This is a genomic window from Pseudomonas sp. RL_105y_Pfl2_101 (assembly GCF_963970585.1).
Lineage (GTDB): Bacteria > Pseudomonadota > Gammaproteobacteria > Pseudomonadales > Pseudomonadaceae > Aquipseudomonas.
The window spans coordinates 41,504-58,461 of sequence record NZ_CAXAPG010000030.1 but is presented as its reverse complement, the minus strand read 5'-3'; the positions used below and the strand labels follow the sequence as shown (position 1 = coordinate 58,461).

Here is a 16,958-nt window from a genome sequence, read left to right as displayed (position 1 = left end):
TGTGCCCTCACTCCGGCATTGCTCCGTGGGCCGCCGCGAAGGGCCATCCATGGCCCAGCGCGGCTATCCCGGCATCCATGCCGGGATACCCACTCCACAATGCCTGCGTTCGGCCATCGTGGTTAACGGGGCGCCCCAGATCAAGATCAAGATCAAAAGCGAGGCGGCCTAACAGCCGACCTGGCTCTTCCGCTCGTACACCTGTCAGATCTGTGGGAGCAAAGCTTGCTCGCGAGGCGGCCTGACAGCCGACCTGATTCTTCCGGTCGTACCCCGATCCCATTGTGGGAGCGAGCTTGCTCGCGAAGGCGGCCTAACAGCCGACCTGTCTCTGGCGGCTGTACTTCGATCCAACTGTGGGAGCGAGCCTGCTCGCGAAGACGGCGGCACATTCAACATGGATGCAAGCAGACCCATCGCTATCGCGAGCAAGCTCGGTTCCCACAGGGATCGGCGGTGGACACGGATCTTATAAACGACCCAAAACCTGTGTGGGAGCGAGCTTGCTCGCGATGGCGGCCTAACAGCCGACCAAGATTGTGGGAATGGTCGGACAATCCTCCGGGTTGCAGCAGATTTTTCCGACGAACTCTGGCGGTTGCAGGGTGGGAAGGGCTGTCGCTAGTCTTTTCCCGTCGCTGCAAATTCAGCGGCCGGGCTTGGAAATCCGATAAGTAGACGGCGCGAAAGCGCCCTTCATGACGTATGCTTGCGGTCGTTTTTTGACCATGCTTTCGTTATGGCGGCTGTGCGCGGGAGACCTTCGGGTCTGTCGGGCTCGTTTACCCCGGTTTTCCAACCTGCGTACGGCTGCCACCCCTCGCTTGGAAACGAACGTGGCAGCTCCAACCTGTAGACGGAGTGTCACCCTATGTTCAAAGCCACACCCAATCCCCCCGAAACCGATCCCCAAGAACTCGATGAAGCCGCCAAGCGCGCCATCGACCATTATCTCGACCCCAAGCCTCAAGCCAAAAAGAAAAAGCCCTCAGGTCAACTCTTCACCGTCGTGGACGGTGTCGACACCGAAAGCCTGCTGGCCAACCTCAGCGAAACTTTGGCCTCAGCCGATGCCATGGTCAGCGACCTTGCCTTCGACCTTAAAGGCTCGCGACGCCATGTTGCCCTTGGCATTCAGCAACTGATCGAGCTGGGTGCTTTATTGGCGAATCGGATGCTGGATAACGTCAATACACAACCCTGACCACACCGCGCGCAGAAGCGAGAAGGCTCGCTTCCACAATTGGACCGGAGTACGACCGGGAGAGCCACGACGGCTGTAAGGCCGCCTCGCGGTGGACGTTGATCTCGGACGCCCCGTTAACCACGATGGCCGAACGCAGGCATTGCGCAGTGGGCACCTCGGCATGGATGCCGAGGTAGCCGCGCTGGGCCATGGATGGCCCTTCGCGGCGGGCCCACGGAGCAATGCCGGAGTGAGGGCACACCGAGCCTAAGCGAGGTGCCGAGTGGTGGGGCATGAGCGCTTTGGTTACTTTCGCGCTTTTCGAAAGTGACCCGCCGTCAGGGCGGAACCCTAAGTCGCCGTTACCGCAGCAACGGATATACACACCTTAAGCGAACAGCATTAGCCTTCCACAGGGGAACTGCGCTGATTTTTAGTCCCGCACCAGACTTTGCTCCCACCCCTACGCGTTGTAATCTCCCCGCCATTTCCCCGGCCAAGGCTTCGATCACCCATGACCACTTCCCTCATCCGCATCGCCGCCGCCCTGTTGCTCGGGCCGGACGGGCGAACCCTGCTGGTGCGCAAGCGCGGCACCCGGGCCTTCATGCAGCCGGGCGGCAAGATCGAGGCCCATGAACAACCGGTGCAGGCGCTGGCCCGTGAGCTGGAAGAGGAACTGGGGTTGCAGATCGACCCGGCACAGGCCCATTACCTGGGCGTGTTCAGCGCGCCGGCGGCCAACGAGCCGGGGTTTATCGTGCAGGCCGAGGTGTTTTTGCTGAGCATCGACGCCCCGGTTTCGCCGGCAGCCGAAATTGAAGAGGTGTGCTGGATCGACCCGGCCGGCGACAGCGATCTTTTGCTGGCACCGTTGACAGGCGAGGTGATCCTGCCGTTTTATCGAGCGACACTTCTCGCTACCTGCTGATTCACGCCTCAAGGACTGATGCTCATGATTCCATTGCCGGACCTGTTGATTTTCGCCGCCGCCGCGTTGCTGATGGTACTGACGCCCGGCCCGAACATGATCTACCTGATTTCCCGTTCGATCTGCCAGGGCCGCAAGGCCGGCGTCACCTCCCTGCTGGGGGTGGTGGCCGGGTTCTTCGTGCACATGTTCGCCGCGGCCGCCGGGTTGACGGCGGTGTTCCTGGCGGTGCCGGTGGCCTATGAAGTATTGAAATGGGCCGGTGCGCTGTACCTGTTGTGGCTGGCCTGGCAGGCCGTGAAACCAGGTGCGCGTTCGCCCTTCGAGGCCCAGCAGTTGCCAGCGGACTCGACGCGCAAATTGATCACCATGGGCTTTCTCACCAGCGCGCTGAACCCCAAGATCGCGGTGTTCTATCTGTCGGTGTTTCCGCAGTTCATCAGCCCGGAACACGGTTCATTGTTCACCCAGAGCGTTATCTTGGGCCTGACCCAGATCGGCGTCAGTTTCAGCGTCAACCTGTTGATCGCCCTGTTTGCCGCCGGCATTGCCTCGTGGTTCGTCCACAACCCGACCTGGCTGGCGGCGCAGCGCTACTTCATGGGGTTTGTACTCGGTGCGCTGGCACTGCGCTTGATGTTTGAGCAACGGCGTTCGGCGTGAGCATCCGACGGTTGAGGGCCGGCGATGCCCTGGCGTATCGCCAGCTGATGCTCCAGGCGTACGCACTGCATCCGCAGGCCTTCACCTCCAGCGTCAGCGAACGGTCGAAGCTGCCTATCAACTGGTGGGAGTCACGCCTGGGCAGCCGGCTCGATGTACTGTTGGGGGCGTTTGTCGAGCAGGCGCTGGTCGGCATCGTCGGCCTGGCCTTGGAGCCCCGGGAAAAAGCCCGGCACAAGGCGCTGCTGTTCGGCATGTACGTCGCCGATGAACAGCGCCATCGCGGGCTTGGCTACCAGTTGGTACAAGCCGCCCTCGACGAAGCCCGGCGCTATCCCTTCTTGCGTCTGGTGCAACTGACCGTCACCGCCGGCAACGACCCGGCGGTCAAGCTCTACCAGCGCTGCGGCTTCGTCCTGTACGGCCTTGAGCCGATGGCGATCCGCGTGGACGACGAATACCTCGACAAAATCCATATGTGGCTTGAGCTTTGATCCCACGCAGCTCCCCTGGAGCTGGCGAAGCCTGCGATCTTTTGATCTTGATCTGTGGGGCGTTCGCTCGTGACTCAATTGTCAGGGGAAAGATCACAGCCTCGCTTCGCTCGACAGCTCCTACAGTCAGCGCACGGCACTGACACCGTCGAGTGTGGAGAACGACGTGTCCTTGGCCGTCAGCAAAAAGTCGCGCATGTACGGCGCGTCGAGCATGTCGGTGCGCACCGCCGCATACAGGGTGGCAAACAAGCCTTTCTCCCCCAGTCGCTTGGCCTTCACGTAACCGCGCGAGCTGTATTCATGCAGGGCCCAGTGCGGCATGCCGCAGACGCCGCGGCCGCTGGCCACCAATTGCATCATCATCACCGTCAGTTCAGAGGTGCGCACCTGGGCCGGTTCGATGTCGGCCGGCTCCAGAAAACGGGTGAAGATGTCCAGGCGGTCGCGCTCCACCGGGTAGGTGATCAGGGTTTCGCTGATCAGGTCCTCGGGCACGATGTACGCCTTGCCGGCCAGTCGATGCTGGTTGGCCACGGCGAGCATCGCCTCGTAGGTGAACAGCGGCACGTAGGTGATGCCGGCCAGTTCCATCGGGTCGGAGGTCACCACCAGGTCGAGGTCGCCCCGGGCCAGGGCCGGCAACGGCGCGAAAGCGAAGCCCGAGGCCAGGTCCAGCTCGACTTCCGGCCAGGCATCGCGGAACTGGTCAATGGTCGGCATCAACCACTGGAAGCAGCTATGGCACTCGATGGCCATGTGCAGCCGTCCGGCGGTGCCGCCCGCCAAGCGGGCGATGTCCCGTTCGGCGCCGCGCAGCAGGGGCAGGGCGGCATCGGCCAGTTGCAACAAGCGCAGGCCGGCGCTGGTGAACCGTACCGGCTTGGTCTTGCGCACGAACAACTGCATGCCCAGGCGTTCTTCCAGTTCCTTGAACTGGTGGGAGAGGGCGGACTGGGTCAGGTGCAGGCGTTCGGCGGCTTCGACCAGGCTGTCGGCTTCGCGCAGGGCGTGCATCGTCTTGAGGTGGCGGAGTTCAAGCACCGGAGTTGCTCCATGAGTAAAACTTGTGATCAACACGAAAAAGTTGAGTTTGTCTCATGTGGGGCCGGCTGTCGACAATGGCACCATCTTTTACAGGAGGACGCACACCATGGCTCTGGCCCACACCCTCGGTTTTCCCCGCATCGGCGCCGACCGCGAACTGAAAAAAGCCCTCGAAGCTCACTGGAAGGGTGACCTGGCCCCGGCTGCGTTGCAGGCAGTGGGGCGCGAACTGCGGGCCCGGCACTGGCAATTGCAGAAAGACGCCGGCATTGACCTGCTGCCGGTCGGCGATTTTGCCTGGTACGACCAAGTGCTCAGCCACTCCTTGACCCTGGGCGCCGTCCCACAGCGTTTCCACAGCACCTTGAATGCCCAGGGCCGGCCGACCCTCGACACCCTGTTCGCCATGGCCCGTGGCGCCACGGCCAGTTGCTGCGGCACCGACCACGGCCAGGCGCAATATGCCCAGGAGCTGACCAAGTGGTTCGACACCAACTACCACTACCTGGTCCCGGAGTTTTCCGCCGACCAGACCTTCGCCCTGAGCTGGGAGCAGTTGTTCGACGAAGTGGACGAGGCCCATGCCTTGGGTCATCAGGTCAAACCGGTGATCATCGGTCCGTTGACCTACTTGTGGCTGGGCAAGGCCAAGGGCGAGGCGTTTGACAAGCTCGGCCTGCTGGAGCGCTTGCTGCCGGTCTACGGCGAAATCCTCAACCGCCTCAAGGCTCAGGGGGTGGAGTGGGTGCAGATCGACGAACCGATCCTCACCCTCGACCTGCCTCAGGCCTGGAAGAGCGCTTTCGAGCGGGCTTATCACATCCTCCAGTACTCGCCATTGAAAAAACTCGTGGCCACCTATTTCAGTGGTCTGCAAGACAACCTCGGCCTGGCGGTGAGCCTGCCGGTGGACGGCTTGCACATTGACGCGGTGCGCGACCCGGAACAACTGGGCCAGGTGCTGGACCGCCTGCCGACCTACAAGATTCTTTCGGTGGGCCTGGTCAATGGCCGCAACGTCTGGCGCTGCGAACTGGAACAGGCGCTGGCGCAGCTGCAACCGGCCCAGGAGCGCTTTGGCGACAACCTCTGGGTCAGCACCTCGTGCTCGCTGCTGCACAGCCCGGTGGACCTGGAGCGCGAAGACCGGCTCGATCCCGAACTCAAGAGCTGGCTCGCCTTTGCGGTGCAGAAGTGCGGCGAGGTCGCGGTGCTGCGCGATGCCTTGAACGATCCCCTGGCGCCCGCTGTGCAACAGGCCTTGGCCGACAGCCGCGAGGTGCAGGCCCGTCGTGCCAGCTCGACGCGCATTCACAAAACCGCGGTCCAGGCACGTTTGGCGGCAATCGGGCCACAGGACAGCCAGCGGCGTTCGCCGTTTGCCAAGCGCATCGAGCTGCAGCGTGCACGTCTGGCGTTACCGACCTTTCCCACCACCACCATCGGATCTTTCCCGCAGACGGCGGCCATTCGCCTGGCACGCCAGGCCTACAAGCAAGGAAAATTGTCAGCCAACGACTATCAGGACGCCATGCACACCGAGATCCGCCATGCCGTGCAGATCCAGGAACGCCTGGGCCTGGACGTGCTGGTGCACGGTGAAGCCGAGCGCAACGACATGGTGGAATACTTCGCCGAGCAACTGGACGGCTACGTCTTCACCCGTTTCGGCTGGGTGCAGAGCTACGGTTCGCGTTGTGTGAAGCCGGCGATCATTTATGGCGACATCAGTCGGCCGAGTGCCATGACCGTCGACTGGATCCGCTATGCGCAGAGCCTGACCGACAAAGTCATGAAAGGCATGCTCACCGGTCCCGTGACCATGCTGATGTGGTCGTTCCCCCGCGAAGACGTGTCGCGCCAGGTCCAGGCCCAACAACTGGCCCTGGCCCTGCGGGACGAAGTGCTGGACCTGGAAAAGGCCGGGATCAAGATTGTGCAGATTGACGAGGCGGCGTTCCGCGAAGGGTTGCCGCTGCGTCGCGGGCAGTGGCAGGAGTACTTGGATTGGGCGGTTGACGCGTTCCGTTTGTGCGCGTCGGGGGTGGCTGATGAAACCCAGATCCATACCCACATGTGCTACAGCGAATTCAATGATGTGATCAAGGCCATCGCTGACATGGACGCCGATGTCATCACCATCGAGACCTCGCGTTCGGACATGGAGTTGCTGGAAGCGTTCGAGGCGTTCGACTACCCGAACGACATCGGCCCCGGTGTCTACGACATTCACTCGCCACGGGTGCCGGATACGGCTGAGATGGTTGCGCTGATGAGCAAGGCGGTAAAACGGATCGCCGCCGAGCGGCTGTGGATCAACCCCGACTGCGGGTTGAAAACCCGGGGCTGGCCGGAAACGGAAGCGGCACTGGTGAACATGGTGGCGGCGGCGCGGCAGTTGCGTAGCCAACTGGCATAGAAGCTGTCGAGCGAAACGAGGCTGCGATCTTTTCCCTGGCAATTGAGTCAAGAGTGAAAAAACAGCAGATCAAGGTCAAAAGATCGCAGCCTTGGGCAGCTCCTACGCAATCTTCATCAAACTGTCACGCAACTGTGGCAGCGCGCTTGAACAAACTTCATCAGACTCGCGCTCTACTGGGGTTCTGCGTTTCGGTGTTTCTTCATGCGTGTATTCATTTTCCTGGCCGCGTTGTTTTTCGGCCTGCCGTCGATGGCGGCTTTGCGGTGTGACATCAATGTTGCGACCCAACGGGTCGATCTGGATCAGGTGAGTCTGGCCTACCAGAGCGTTGGCCGTGCTTCGGATCCGGCGCTGTTGCTGGTGATGGGCCTGGGTGGGCAATTGATCCATTGGCCGGACGAAGTGGTGGTCGCCCTGTGCGAGCAGGGGTTCCGGGTGATTCGCTACGACAACCGCGACGTTGGTCTGTCCACCTGGCGCCAGGCCCCCGGCAGCGCCAACCTGACCTTTGAAGCGTTGCGCTACAAACTCGGCTTGCCCGTGGCCGCGCCTTATACCTTGACCGACATGGCCGATGATGGGCTGGGGTTGATGGATGCCTTGCAGGTGCAGAGCTTCCACGTGTTGGGCGTGAGCATGGGCGGGATGATCGCCCAGCACATGGCCGCCATGGCGCCGCAGCGAGTCGAAAGTCTGACGCTGATCATGAGCAGTTCCAGTGCCGAAGGCTTGCCCGCACCCAGCGCCGCGCTGGTGCAGTTGCTGTCGCGGCGCGGTGCGCCGAATCGCGAAGCGGCCCTGCAGCAGCAGGCCGATCTGCTGGCCGCGTTGGGCAGCCCGATGGTGGCGGATGATCGCCAGGCATTGCTGCATCAGGCCGCCGTGGCCTATGACCGGGCCTTCAACCCCGAAGGCGTGAAGCGCCAGATCATGGCGATCATGGCCGAACCGAGTCGCGTGGCGCTGCTCAATCAACTGCGGGTGCCGACCCTGGTGGTCCACGGCACCGCCGACCCTTTGCTACCGGTGATGCATGGCGTGCATCTGGCGGCGCACATCCAAGGTAGCCAATTGAAGTTGATCCCGGGCCTGGCCCATCGTTTCCAGGAGGCATTCAAGGCCCCGTTGCTGGCGGCCGTGCTGCCGTATCTGCAGCAGCACCGCGAAGACCCGTCGCACTGGGCGCAGATCGAACCGGTGCAGGCGCCTAACCTGCTCTAGCGTTTCCTGTGGCGAGGGGGAGCAAAGCTTGCTCGCGAAACAGCCACCTCGATCTCTGGAAGACCGCGTCGCCTTCATCGCGGGCGAGCCTTGTTCCCACAGGGGTCGTTCCAATCAACACAAACTCTGGGTCAAACGGTCATCCGCAACCGCGCCAGATCCCGCAGCGGCGGCGCGCCGAACAACCGGCTGTACTCGCGGCTGAATTGCGAAGGGCTTTCATAACCCACGCGATACCCCGCCGCCGAGGCCTCCAGCCCTTCGGCGAGCATCAGCCGTCGGGCCTCTTGCAGGCGCAGTTGCTTCTGGTATTGCAGCGGGCTCATGGCGGTCATGGCCTTGAAGCGGTGATGCAGGGTCGAGACACTGAGGTTCACCTCCCGGGCCAGGTCATCGATGCGCAGCGGCTGTTCGAAATGGCCGTTGAGCCATTTGATCGCCTGGCTGATGCGATGGCTCTGACTGTTGGCGATGGCGATTTCGTACAGCCGATAACCCTGGGGACTGCGCAGCAGGCGGTACAGAATCTCCCGGCGCACCAGGGGCGCAAGCATGGCGATGTCTTTCGGGCTGTCCAGCAAGCGCGCCAGGCGCAGCACGGCGTCGAGCGTCGGCGTGTCCAGGCGTTCGACATACAGCCCCCGTCCGGCGGGTTGGGTCGGAACACTCAGGGGGCCGGCGTCGGCGATCAGTGCGGTGATTTCCGCCGGGTCGATGTCCAGGCGCAGGGCGAGGATCGGCTCTTGCGGCGAAACGTCAGCGATGCAGCCACTCAACGGCATCGACACCGAGACCACCAGGTAATGGAGCGGGTCGTAGTTGAAGTACTCATCCGCCAGGCGCACCTGTTTGCTGCCCTGGGCCATGATGCACAGCGCCGGTTGGGCCAGCACCGGGGCGAACTTTTGAGACTTGCTGTGGCGCGACAGGTTCAGCGAGCCGATGGCCGTGGCGTAGCTGCCGTCTTCGCTGGTGTTGCGGTCGATGATCGACGCCAATTCGGCGCGCTGTTGTTCCAAGTGCGTGTCCAGCGGGACATGGGCGTGGTCAAGTGGCGACATGCCGGGATCCTCAGGCGATAGGGAGCGATGAACCAAAGCTTATGTTTGTGCAAGGCGCAGCGATAGCAACATCCTGTTGAAAGCTTGCCTGATCCTGCACGGCGCAAGGGGCTATGACGGTGCAACGTTGCCGAAACTTGCTTGAAACCTTTTGTTTCAACTTCCCGGGTTTCAATCGGTGCGATGGCGAATTCTATGGCGCCGATGTGCAGGATTGTGCAATGGGTCGGCAGGAATTGACTAACGAAGCTGGCGTCGTGGCGCTTAACCTTTGATCCTGTCGCAGCCTGTCCCCGGCTGCACAACGGATGACCTGGGAGGGTTGAACATGACGACACAGATCCCCGTCAGCCACATGGCTTTCGTCCGTGCCCGCGGCGGTTGCTCCAGGCAACTGGGGGCGCGACTGAGTACGCTGATCGCGCCCTCGCGCCAGGCCCCCGGTTGCTTGCACTTTGCTTTGCAGCAATCGCAATGCGACGCTGATTTGTGGCTGGTGTCCGGGCTCTGGGTCAATCAGCCATCGATGGACGCCTACTTCAATTCACCGGCCATGGCGATTTTCGCCGAGCTGGTGCAGGACCTGGTGGTCAGCAGCCTGGATTTCCACACCTTCAGGGAAGTTTCTGCTGCCGACGCGACCGAAGGGTGTCGGGCGCAGGTACACAAACTGGCTGGATGAAGGTTTAATGAGCGTCATTTTCCACCGCCAGGATGCACAAGACATGGCACGTAAAGCCTTTGAAACCTTTGAAGCTGTTTCCGCTGTCGTTCCCAAGGAAGGCGGCGGTTACCATGCCGCCATTGCCACCAAGGCCATCGGCGGCTCAGGTGCGCCGCGCTTCAACAAGATCCTTGAAGACCAGGCCTTCGAGACCGCTGTCAAAGCCGATGAAGCGGCAGCCCTGCAACTGACCCACCTCAAGGGTGTCGACGACGAGGGCGGGTTGCTCTGGAGCTCACGAGATTAACGCTGTGGGAGCAAGGCTTGCTCCCACCGTGCAAGCCTCTATCGAGGGCGATGCATCTTGAACAACGCCTCGGGCCCCAACTGGAAATAATCCGCCGGCCCGCCACCGCGCAAGATCGGCTCGGCGGCGGCGGTGTCGTATACCCCATCCTTGAGCAGCCACTTGGCGATATGCACGGCGACCACTTCGCCGAGAATCAGCCAGCTCGGTACCAGCCCTTTATCCGCGCGCTGCAGTTGAATGATCTGCGTGACCTTGCATTCGAAGGACACCGGGCTTTCGGCGACGCGCGGAACTTGGATTACCCGTGACGACGCCGTCGTCAAACCCGCCAGTTCGAACTCATTGACCTCTGGCGCGGCCATCGCGCAGCTCTGGTTCATCTGCTCGGCCAGGGGGCGCGTGGCCAGGTTCCAGGCGAATTCGCCGGTCTGTTCGATGTTGTTCAGGCTGTCTTTGCGCCCGACGCTGGAGAATCCGATGATCGGCGGAATGTAGTTGAAGGCGTTGAAGAAACTGTAGGGTGCCAGGTTCAGGTGGCCTTCGGCATCCTGGGACGAAATCCAGCCAATGGGGCGCGGGCCAACAATGGCGTTGAACGGGTCGTGGGGCAGGCCGTGGCCGTTGGCGGGTTCGTAGAAATGGATGTCATCGGGCATGGCTGAAGAAGGTCCTGCGGTGGAGTTTCAAGGGAGTGAAGATAGTGCAGGGCCCCACTGTTTTTGTCAGTACCCAGGGACCCTCTGGGAGTGGGCTTGCTCGCGAATGGGCAAGTTCAGACACATAGATGTCGACTGACACACTGTCTTCGCGAGCAAGCCCGCAATGTGGTGAGTGGCGATAACAAAACCAGCGGTGGTCTTCCTTTTTCCATCTCCCATCAATAACTAAGCCCGGCCGAAGCCGGGCTGTGAGGGTGTCGTTCTCGGATTAGCTGATGGCAGCAGTGTTAGTGCGATCGAAGCCATCTTCAGCAACGGTGGCGCCGCCAGTGCGATCGAAACCATCTTCGGCGACGGTGGCGCCGTTAGTGCGGTCGAAACCATCAGCAGCAACAGTGGCAGTGGTTGTGCGGTCGTAACCGTCAGCGGCAATGGCCGAACTGGTGCGGTCGAAGCCATCGGCGGCGAAGGTGTTGGCAGCCAGTACGGACAAGGTCAGGGCAAGGATCAGTTTGGTTTTCATGGTCGTGCTCCAGAGTGGTTGGCGTTAAGTGCCTTGGGTGTGGAATTCATATTACGCTTGTTAATTTGATTAAAAAGTGCAAAAAAACGCTTAAATGAATCGACTAAATAGATGTGTTTGCGATCGTCACAGGGCAGGCGAAAAGTCTCATCACCCAGGCACCGGATTGCGTTTGGTTGAGAGTGAGAGTGGAGGGCAGGCATTAACCAGCGATTAATGTCGGATAATTCTTTAGGGACAAGGAAACGAAAAAGGGGCGAACCTGTTCAGGTCCGCCCCTTTTATTTGTCCGACTGGGATATCAGTCGGTGACAATCCGCGAGTGCTTGCGGGTGTCTTTCATGGTGATGTACACCAGCAGCGACACGGCGATGCAGGCCGTCACGTACCAGTAGTAGCCGGTTTCCATACCGATGCTCTTGAACCACAGGGCGATGTATTCAGCGGTGCCGCCGAAGATCGATACGGTCAGCGCATAGGGCAGGCCGACGCCCAGGGCGCGGATTTCGGTGGGGAACAACTCGGCTTTCACCACGGCGTTGATCGAGGTGTAGCCGCTGACGATGATCAGCGCGGCCATGATCAGGAAGAACGCGCCCCACCAGGTCTGGATGGAGTGCAGGGCAGTGAGGATCGGCACGGTGCACAGCGTGCCCAGGATGCCGAAGGCGATCAGGATCGGCCGGCGCCCGATCTTGTCCGAAAGCCCGCCGATCACCGGTTGCAGGCACATGAACAGGAACAGTGTGGCGGCGGAAATAGTGGTGGAGTCGGAGATGCTCATGCCGACGGTGTTCACCAGGTATTTCTGCATGTAGGTGGTGTAGGTGTAGAACGCCAGGGTGCCGCCCATGGTCAGGCCGACCACGGTCAACAGTTCCTTGGGGTGGCGCATCAAGGTGCGCATCGCGCTTTCCTTGGCTTTTTCCTTCTTGGTGAACGACTCGGTTTCTTCCATGCCGCGACGCAGGTACAGCGCCACGATCGCACACAGCGCGCCGATGGCAAACGGGATGCGCCAGCCCCAGGCGTACAGCTCTTCGGTGGTGAGAAACCGTTGCAGCACGATCAACACGCCCAAAGCGATGAGTTGGCCGGAGATCAGGGTCACGTATTGAAAGCTGGAGAAGAAACCGCGACGTTCCTTTGTAGCCATTTCGCTCAAGTAGGTTGCCGAGGTGCCGTATTCGCCGCCCACCGACAGGCCCTGGAGCAAGCGGGCCACCACCAGCAGGATCGGCGCGCCGACGCCGATGGTTTCGTAGCTGGGGCTCAGGGCGATGATCAGTGAACCGAAGCACATCAGGTACACCGAGGCCATCAGTGCCGCCTTGCGGCCAGCACGGTCAGCGTACAGGCCCATCAGCCAGCCACCGATCGGGCGCATCAAAAAGCCCACGGCGAAGATCGCGGCGGTTTTCATCAGTTGTGCCGTGGATGACCCGGCCGGGAAAAATACTTTGGCGAAGTACAACGAGAACGCGGCGTAGACGTACCAGTCATACCACTCGACCATGTTGCCGACCGAGCCGCTGAAGATCGATTTGATCCGGCTGGCGGTGGTTCTTTCACGGGCGGGCACGGCAGCCGACCCAATGGGCAGGGCGTTGGAGTTGTCCATTGAAGGATCCTTCGTTTAATTGTTTTTGTGGAGCGCGTGGGAACGCAGCCTGACAGGGCTATAGCAGGAGCTGTGCCAGGTGCTAGAAGGCCGGTTTAGAGGGGTTGGTGGTGTCGCGTAGGCAAAAATCCGCTCATTGTGGCTGGTGAAGTGGGCGGGAATCCGCTTATGCAGTGGGAAGTTCGATGTCTGTGCGGGCCTCATCGCGAGCAGGCTCGCTCCCACATTTGGACCTGTATGTACGAACCATTGTGGGAGCTGCTCGCGATGGCGCCGGTTCAGGCGCTACAAAGCCTCAGGGCGAAGACGTCGAGGGCGTGAACTCCAGCTTCAACTCGCCCCGGTACTGCCCGGTGTTTTTGTCGATCTGGTTGAAGGCCGGGGTCTGCAAGGTGATCGGCCAGGGTGTGCACACCACCGGGAAGGGCACGTTGGGCAGGCGCACGGCGCGGATGTCGGCGTTGTTGATGCCGGTAAAACTCACCGGTTGCCCGGACACGTGCTGGGTCTCCCCCAGGTTGGCGGTGCGGGTGCGGACCTTGTACTCGATGCGGTTGCGCTCGCCGATGCCGCCGGAGGCATGGTGGACGAAGAAGCGCCCATCCATGCCCGGTACGGGGTTGGTGCCGGTGACGCGGATTTCGTAGCGCTGGCTGTTGGCGTTGTAGCCATCGTAGAGACAGGCGTCGACGACGGTTTGGCCGGAGACGATGCCACCCGGGCCGTTGCTCAAGGGGCGTGTGCGCAGGTTCAGGTCCACCAGTGGAGTACTGACACCGTAGGCGGGCAGGTAGATCTGCATGTTGTTGTGGTCGGTGACGTCCAGCTTGAAGTCCACGGTGTAGGTGTTGGCTGCCCCGATAGGTTGGCTGGCGTATGTTTTCAGTTTGAGTCTCAGCTGTGCGGTCCAGACTCCTCCCGATGGCAGTCTGGCCAGTTCCGATTGCGGTATCCAGATGGTGGAGGCACTGCCCCGAGGGCTGATCTGGTCTCCGCACACCTGATGGTTGTTGCTGGTCAGGTGGTGCTGGCGGGTTCCCCATCCGGTGGTGAAGCATCCCGAGTTTGTGAAGTACCGCTCCATGTATCCTCGAACAACCAGCACCTGAGAAAGGCGACTGCGTCGTTCGGTGAACCGAAGTGATATGGAACTGATGCCTGCATTCCCCGAGTTTGAGGTCGGGCAGGCCCCGTTTTTCGGATCGCTGGACGAGAGGCAGACAAAGAGCATCTGACGGTAGTTGAAGTTGGTGTCGCTATAGCCGTGCATCTTGCGTGTCCATAAGTAATGGTCGCTGGCGGGCGCGGCACGGTCAAAGCTCAACTCTTCACGCTGATAATAATCGCTCGGGTCAACGTTATTCTGGGCTGGGGCAGGCAGCGTCACGAGTGCAACCGCACTGCAGAGCAAGGTGCATACCTGGCGTATCCGGCGATGGAGGTATGAAGACAGGTTCATGGTTGGTTTCTCTTGTCTGGCGATAACGCGGCATTGCGACGGGCAGTCCAGCGCCCCAGGCGATTCTGGTCGTTGAGATCCTTGGGCAGGGCATCCATAGTGGTGCTCTGGCAGGTGAGCGTGCCAACCCGCCGCAGGCTGCTGTGGGCGGCCCGGGTTTGTATCGCGCAGGCGTGCACGCCGTTGAGGTCCAGGGCGAACAAAGGTTCGGGATGATGATTGAGGTCGACAACGAAGCTGCCGTCCTCGCCGGTCTCGAGCATCGCCGCATTAAGGATCGCCGCCTGTGCCAGCGGTTCACCCTGGGCATTCACCAGGCGCCCGACGTAGGTGTAGCTGACGCTGGACTCGATCCGTTGCACGGCCAGCTTGCCCGGTTGCAGGAACCACTCGCGGCTGCCGTTGCCGACGTTCACTGAACTGAGGTTCTGGCGCGAGGCATCGGCGTCGCTGATGCGGGTTTGGGTGGCTTCGAAGCCGTTGACCGGAATCAGGCGCTTTTCACCAAAGCCGATGCTGGTCTGGGCGCCGTAGCCGCCACTGATCTTGGCGGCCGCCCCGGTGGCGTTTTCCACTGGTGCCGCGACGATGCCCACCGCGGCCCCTGGCCCTGTACCGCCTTGGCCTTGGCCCCAGAAGAAACCTTCGCGCCCCAGCGCCAGAGAGGAGGAGTGATTGCCGCTCAGGCTTGGCCGCGAGTCTTGCTGGTCCCCGCCGCGCTGGGCCACCGTCAGGCTGGTTTCGCCCCAGTTACGTTCGATCCGCCCGCCGACTTCCGCGTCCCAGCGTCCCAGGTCATCGTAGCCGACCCCGGTGTTCACTTCATTCCTGCCCTGTTCGTTGTCCCAGGCGCGGGTGTGGCCCAGGCCGGTGCGCAGGCTGTCACGGGCATTCTGTTCGCGACGCATGTCCACGCCGATGTTGCTTTGGCGATAGCCGCCGGTATTCGAGCGCTCGTTGTGGGACAGGTTCAGGCTCAGGTACACGCCATGGTCGGTGTCGCGGTTGCCGCTAGCATTGCGGAAGGCGCCCACCCGATGAATGAGGTGAAACGGCCCCAGGACATGGCTGCGGGAGAAGCCCAATTGCAGGGTCCGGGCCCAGGTGGAAGTCGTCAGGTCGCGGGTCGGGTCGTCTTCGTCGGGAGAGTCGTTCCAGTAGGAGAACGGATTCACCTGAGCATAGCGATTGTAGGTGTAGCCGGCACTGAGGGTGCCGCCAGCCAGCGGCAGGGAAGCGCTGGCCATCAAGGTTTCGTTGCAGCCGCTCTGCTGGTAGGCGCGGGTGTTGTGTTCGCAGGACGGGCTGCGCAGCGAGTAGCGATACAGGTTCCAGGAGATCCCGTGGGTGAAGGTCATTTGCTGGCTATTACCGCTCGCGCCATCGTTGCCGGCCAGGACGGCGCCCGATAACGACCAGTTGCTGGCGCCCAGCGTGCCGGCCCAATCCAGGCGGCTCTCGTTGTAGAACGCCGAGTCCAGCGAAGTGATGGCGCTGGTGAACGCCAGGTCATCACGCAACGGAATGCGCAGGCCGGTCTGGGCTACGGCGGAGGGGGCCTGCTCATACAACGAATGTTCCGCCGTGCGCCCGCCTTGCAAGAACCATTGCACAGTGTCGTCCCCAAGGCCGTTGCCGTCGGTGCGGCTGAAGGGCACGGTTTCGGTGCGGGTCACCTGGCCGTTTTCGATGACCCGCAGGGTCACCGGATAGCTGCCGTTGGGGAAGGTCCGGGTGTCGACGTTCTGCACGCCGGCGTCCAGGTAGGAGGTGGACAGCAGTTCTTCGCCACGGAACGCATCGACGCGCGAGCGCTGGGTCAGGATCAGGGAAATCGGCGTGCCTTGCCCAACGACGTCGCGGTTGAGGTAAGCCAGGGTGGTACCGACACGGGCGCCATCGATCCGGCCCAGGGGCAACAGGCTGAAGCTGAAATTGCCGCCTTCGGCGCTGGACAGGTTGCTCATGTCCATGCGCCCGGCCTGGGCGTAGTGTTCACGATCGAAGTCCTGCCGGTAGTAGATGTTGTTGAACTCCAGGTTGCTTTCGCTGCTGCGCTTGTTCTGGTAGGCCTGGTAGTTCCAGGTGAAGCCCAGGTGGCTGGTTTCGCCCAGGCCCAGTGCACCGAGGCCGCTGGTACCCAAGGCGCGGTAGCTGTCGGCCTGGGCGATGTTGATGTTTTGCCGATGGACCAGGGCGTTCTGGGCCTCGGTGGGTGTATGCAAGCGCAGCGCCGCCGCATCGTTGGCCGGCAGCCAGTCCTTGCGCATGAGGATCTGCAGGCGCGCGCCGGCCGCGTCGAGAATTACCGCCACCGCGTCGGTTTCCAGGTAACCGCAACTCGCTTCGCTGGCCAGGCCATAGGAGCAGGCCAACTGGCTGTTGCTTGGCAACGGTTCAGACAGCAACGATTGCAGGTCCTGGGCGGAGGCCGAGGCACCGGCCTCGATCAGCAGCGCCGCGATTCGCTCGGGTTGTTGGAATTCGATACGGCCGGGGCGCACCATCACAGGATGCAGGCCCAGGATGCGATTGAGCAGGTGGAGTTCAAGTTGTTCCACCTGACCTTCAACCAGGGCTTCGAAACCGGCCGGCACCTGGGGCAGATCGGTGGATGCGACCGATACGGCATCGGCCAGCGCCCAGGACAGGGTGATGGAGAGTACGGTGAAGTGGCGTTTCATACAGAGCCTTGAC

The 16,958-nt window shown here is 61.8% G+C and carries 16 protein-coding genes; 9 read left to right on the top strand and 7 right to left on the bottom strand.

What is annotated here, in order from left to right; translation table 11 throughout:
* Positions 1-49: 49 nt before the first annotated feature.
* The 5 genes from AACY31_RS23460 (at position 50) to AACY31_RS23440 (ending at position 3,274) form a co-directional block, all read left to right on the top strand.
* Positions 50-172, top strand: coding sequence for a hypothetical protein (locus AACY31_RS23460; protein ID WP_339505137.1), 123 nt, complete (start codon positions 50-52; stop codon positions 170-172).
* Positions 173-871: 699 nt separating this feature from the next.
* The gene (locus AACY31_RS23455) at positions 872-1,204 is read left to right on the top strand and encodes a DUF6124 family protein (protein WP_003205177.1); all 333 of its coding nucleotides are present in this window, start codon (positions 872-874) and stop codon (positions 1,202-1,204) included.
* A 496-nt stretch (positions 1,205-1,700) separates the two neighbouring features.
* Complete coding sequence (locus AACY31_RS23450) at positions 1,701-2,117, top strand: NUDIX hydrolase (RefSeq protein WP_024619625.1); 417 nt, start codon at positions 1,701-1,703, stop codon at positions 2,115-2,117.
* 24 nt (positions 2,118-2,141) lie between these two features.
* A complete protein-coding gene (locus AACY31_RS23445) occupies positions 2,142-2,780 on the top strand; it encodes a LysE family translocator (RefSeq protein WP_339475665.1) in 639 nt (212 codons plus the stop codon).
* Positions 2,777-3,274: a GNAT family N-acetyltransferase gene (locus AACY31_RS23440; RefSeq protein WP_339475663.1), complete on the top strand. Its 498-nt coding sequence runs from the start codon at positions 2,777-2,779 to the stop codon at positions 3,272-3,274. Before AACY31_RS23445 ends, AACY31_RS23440 begins: the two co-directional genes overlap by 4 nt.
* Before the next feature lie 126 nt (positions 3,275-3,400).
* Here the strand turns inward: AACY31_RS23440 and metR are convergent, their stop codons facing one another.
* On the bottom strand, positions 3,401-4,318 hold the full coding sequence (gene metR / locus AACY31_RS23435) for a transcriptional regulator MetR (protein ID WP_339475661.1): 918 nt from the start codon (positions 4,316-4,318) through the stop codon (positions 3,401-3,403).
* Positions 4,319-4,427: 109 nt separating this feature from the next.
* Here metR and metE point away from each other — a divergent pair, with 109 nt between their 5' ends.
* Positions 4,428-6,740, top strand: a complete 2,313-nt coding sequence (gene metE, locus AACY31_RS23430) for a 5-methyltetrahydropteroyltriglutamate--homocysteine S-methyltransferase (protein WP_339475659.1) — start codon at positions 4,428-4,430, stop codon at positions 6,738-6,740.
* 204 nt (positions 6,741-6,944) lie between these two features.
* Entirely contained in the window at positions 6,945-7,964 is a 1,020-nt protein-coding gene (locus AACY31_RS23425; protein WP_339475656.1) for an alpha/beta fold hydrolase, read from the top strand.
* A gap of 131 nt (positions 7,965-8,095) precedes the next feature.
* On the opposite strand, the gene AACY31_RS23420 is transcribed toward AACY31_RS23425, so the two are convergent.
* Positions 8,096-9,025 (bottom strand): AraC family transcriptional regulator, encoded by a 930-nt coding sequence (locus AACY31_RS23420; protein ID WP_339475654.1) that lies wholly within the window; start codon positions 9,023-9,025, stop codon positions 8,096-8,098.
* A 328-nt stretch (positions 9,026-9,353) separates the two neighbouring features.
* On the opposite strand from AACY31_RS23420, the gene AACY31_RS23415 reads away from it, so the two are divergent.
* Both AACY31_RS23415 and AACY31_RS23410 read left to right on the top strand, forming a co-directional pair.
* Positions 9,354-9,707 (top strand): putative quinol monooxygenase, encoded by a 354-nt coding sequence (locus AACY31_RS23415; protein WP_339471127.1) that lies wholly within the window; start codon positions 9,354-9,356, stop codon positions 9,705-9,707.
* A 43-nt stretch (positions 9,708-9,750) separates the two neighbouring features.
* Positions 9,751-9,996 (top strand): hypothetical protein, encoded by a 246-nt coding sequence (locus tag AACY31_RS23410; RefSeq protein WP_339475726.1) that lies wholly within the window; start codon positions 9,751-9,753, stop codon positions 9,994-9,996.
* Positions 9,997-10,034: 38 nt separating this feature from the next.
* Here the strand turns inward: AACY31_RS23410 and AACY31_RS23405 are convergent, their stop codons facing one another.
* From AACY31_RS23405 to AACY31_RS23385, 5 genes are all read right to left on the bottom strand, one after another.
* Positions 10,035-10,655, bottom strand: a complete 621-nt coding sequence (locus tag AACY31_RS23405; RefSeq protein WP_339475652.1) for a flavin reductase family protein — start codon at positions 10,653-10,655, stop codon at positions 10,035-10,037.
* Between the two features lie 271 nt (positions 10,656-10,926).
* Positions 10,927-11,181 carry a hypothetical protein gene (locus AACY31_RS23400; RefSeq protein ID WP_339475649.1) on the bottom strand — a complete coding sequence of 85 codons (255 nt, stop codon included), beginning with the start codon at positions 11,179-11,181 and terminating at the stop codon, positions 10,927-10,929.
* Between the two features lie 301 nt (positions 11,182-11,482).
* Positions 11,483-12,802, bottom strand: a complete 1,320-nt coding sequence (locus tag AACY31_RS23395; RefSeq protein ID WP_339475647.1) for an MFS transporter — start codon at positions 12,800-12,802, stop codon at positions 11,483-11,485.
* A gap of 295 nt (positions 12,803-13,097) precedes the next feature.
* Positions 13,098-14,261 carry a CfaE/CblD family pilus tip adhesin gene (locus tag AACY31_RS23390; RefSeq protein ID WP_339505134.1) on the bottom strand — a complete coding sequence of 388 codons (1,164 nt, stop codon included), beginning with the start codon at positions 14,259-14,261 and terminating at the stop codon, positions 13,098-13,100.
* The gene (locus AACY31_RS23385) at positions 14,258-16,945 is read right to left on the bottom strand and encodes a TcfC E-set like domain-containing protein (protein ID WP_339505133.1); all 2,688 of its coding nucleotides are present in this window, start codon (positions 16,943-16,945) and stop codon (positions 14,258-14,260) included. The genes AACY31_RS23390 and AACY31_RS23385 overlap by 4 nt, the downstream gene beginning before the upstream one ends.
* Positions 16,946-16,958 lie beyond the last annotated feature (13 nt).

Excerpts from the sequence above, each read along its gene's own strand:
- AACY31_RS23460 (WP_339505137.1), top strand. The coding sequence starts at position 50 with ATGGCCCAGCGCGGCTATCCCGGCATCCATGCCGGGATACCCACTCCA.
- AACY31_RS23455 (WP_003205177.1), top strand. The coding sequence starts at position 872 with ATGTTCAAAGCCACACCCAATCCCCCCGAAACCGATCCCCAAGAACTC.
- AACY31_RS23450 (WP_024619625.1), top strand. The coding sequence starts at position 1,701 with ATGACCACTTCCCTCATCCGCATCGCCGCCGCCCTGTTGCTCGGGCCG.
- AACY31_RS23445 (WP_339475665.1), top strand. The coding sequence starts at position 2,142 with ATGATTCCATTGCCGGACCTGTTGATTTTCGCCGCCGCCGCGTTGCTG.
- metE (WP_339475659.1), top strand. The coding sequence starts at position 4,428 with ATGGCTCTGGCCCACACCCTCGGTTTTCCCCGCATCGGCGCCGACCGC.
- AACY31_RS23425 (WP_339475656.1), top strand. The coding sequence starts at position 6,945 with ATGCGTGTATTCATTTTCCTGGCCGCGTTGTTTTTCGGCCTGCCGTCG.
- AACY31_RS23420 (WP_339475654.1), bottom strand. The coding sequence starts at position 9,025 with ATGTCGCCACTTGACCACGCCCATGTCCCGCTGGACACGCACTTGGAA.
- AACY31_RS23415 (WP_339471127.1), top strand. The coding sequence starts at position 9,354 with ATGACGACACAGATCCCCGTCAGCCACATGGCTTTCGTCCGTGCCCGC.
- AACY31_RS23410 (WP_339475726.1), top strand. The coding sequence starts at position 9,751 with ATGGCACGTAAAGCCTTTGAAACCTTTGAAGCTGTTTCCGCTGTCGTT.
- AACY31_RS23405 (WP_339475652.1), bottom strand. The coding sequence starts at position 10,655 with ATGCCCGATGACATCCATTTCTACGAACCCGCCAACGGCCACGGCCTG.
- AACY31_RS23400 (WP_339475649.1), bottom strand. The coding sequence starts at position 11,181 with ATGAAAACCAAACTGATCCTTGCCCTGACCTTGTCCGTACTGGCTGCC.
- AACY31_RS23395 (WP_339475647.1), bottom strand. The coding sequence starts at position 12,802 with ATGGACAACTCCAACGCCCTGCCCATTGGGTCGGCTGCCGTGCCCGCC.
- AACY31_RS23390 (WP_339505134.1), bottom strand. The coding sequence starts at position 14,261 with ATGAACCTGTCTTCATACCTCCATCGCCGGATACGCCAGGTATGCACC.
- AACY31_RS23385 (WP_339505133.1), bottom strand. The coding sequence starts at position 16,945 with ATGAAACGCCACTTCACCGTACTCTCCATCACCCTGTCCTGGGCGCTG.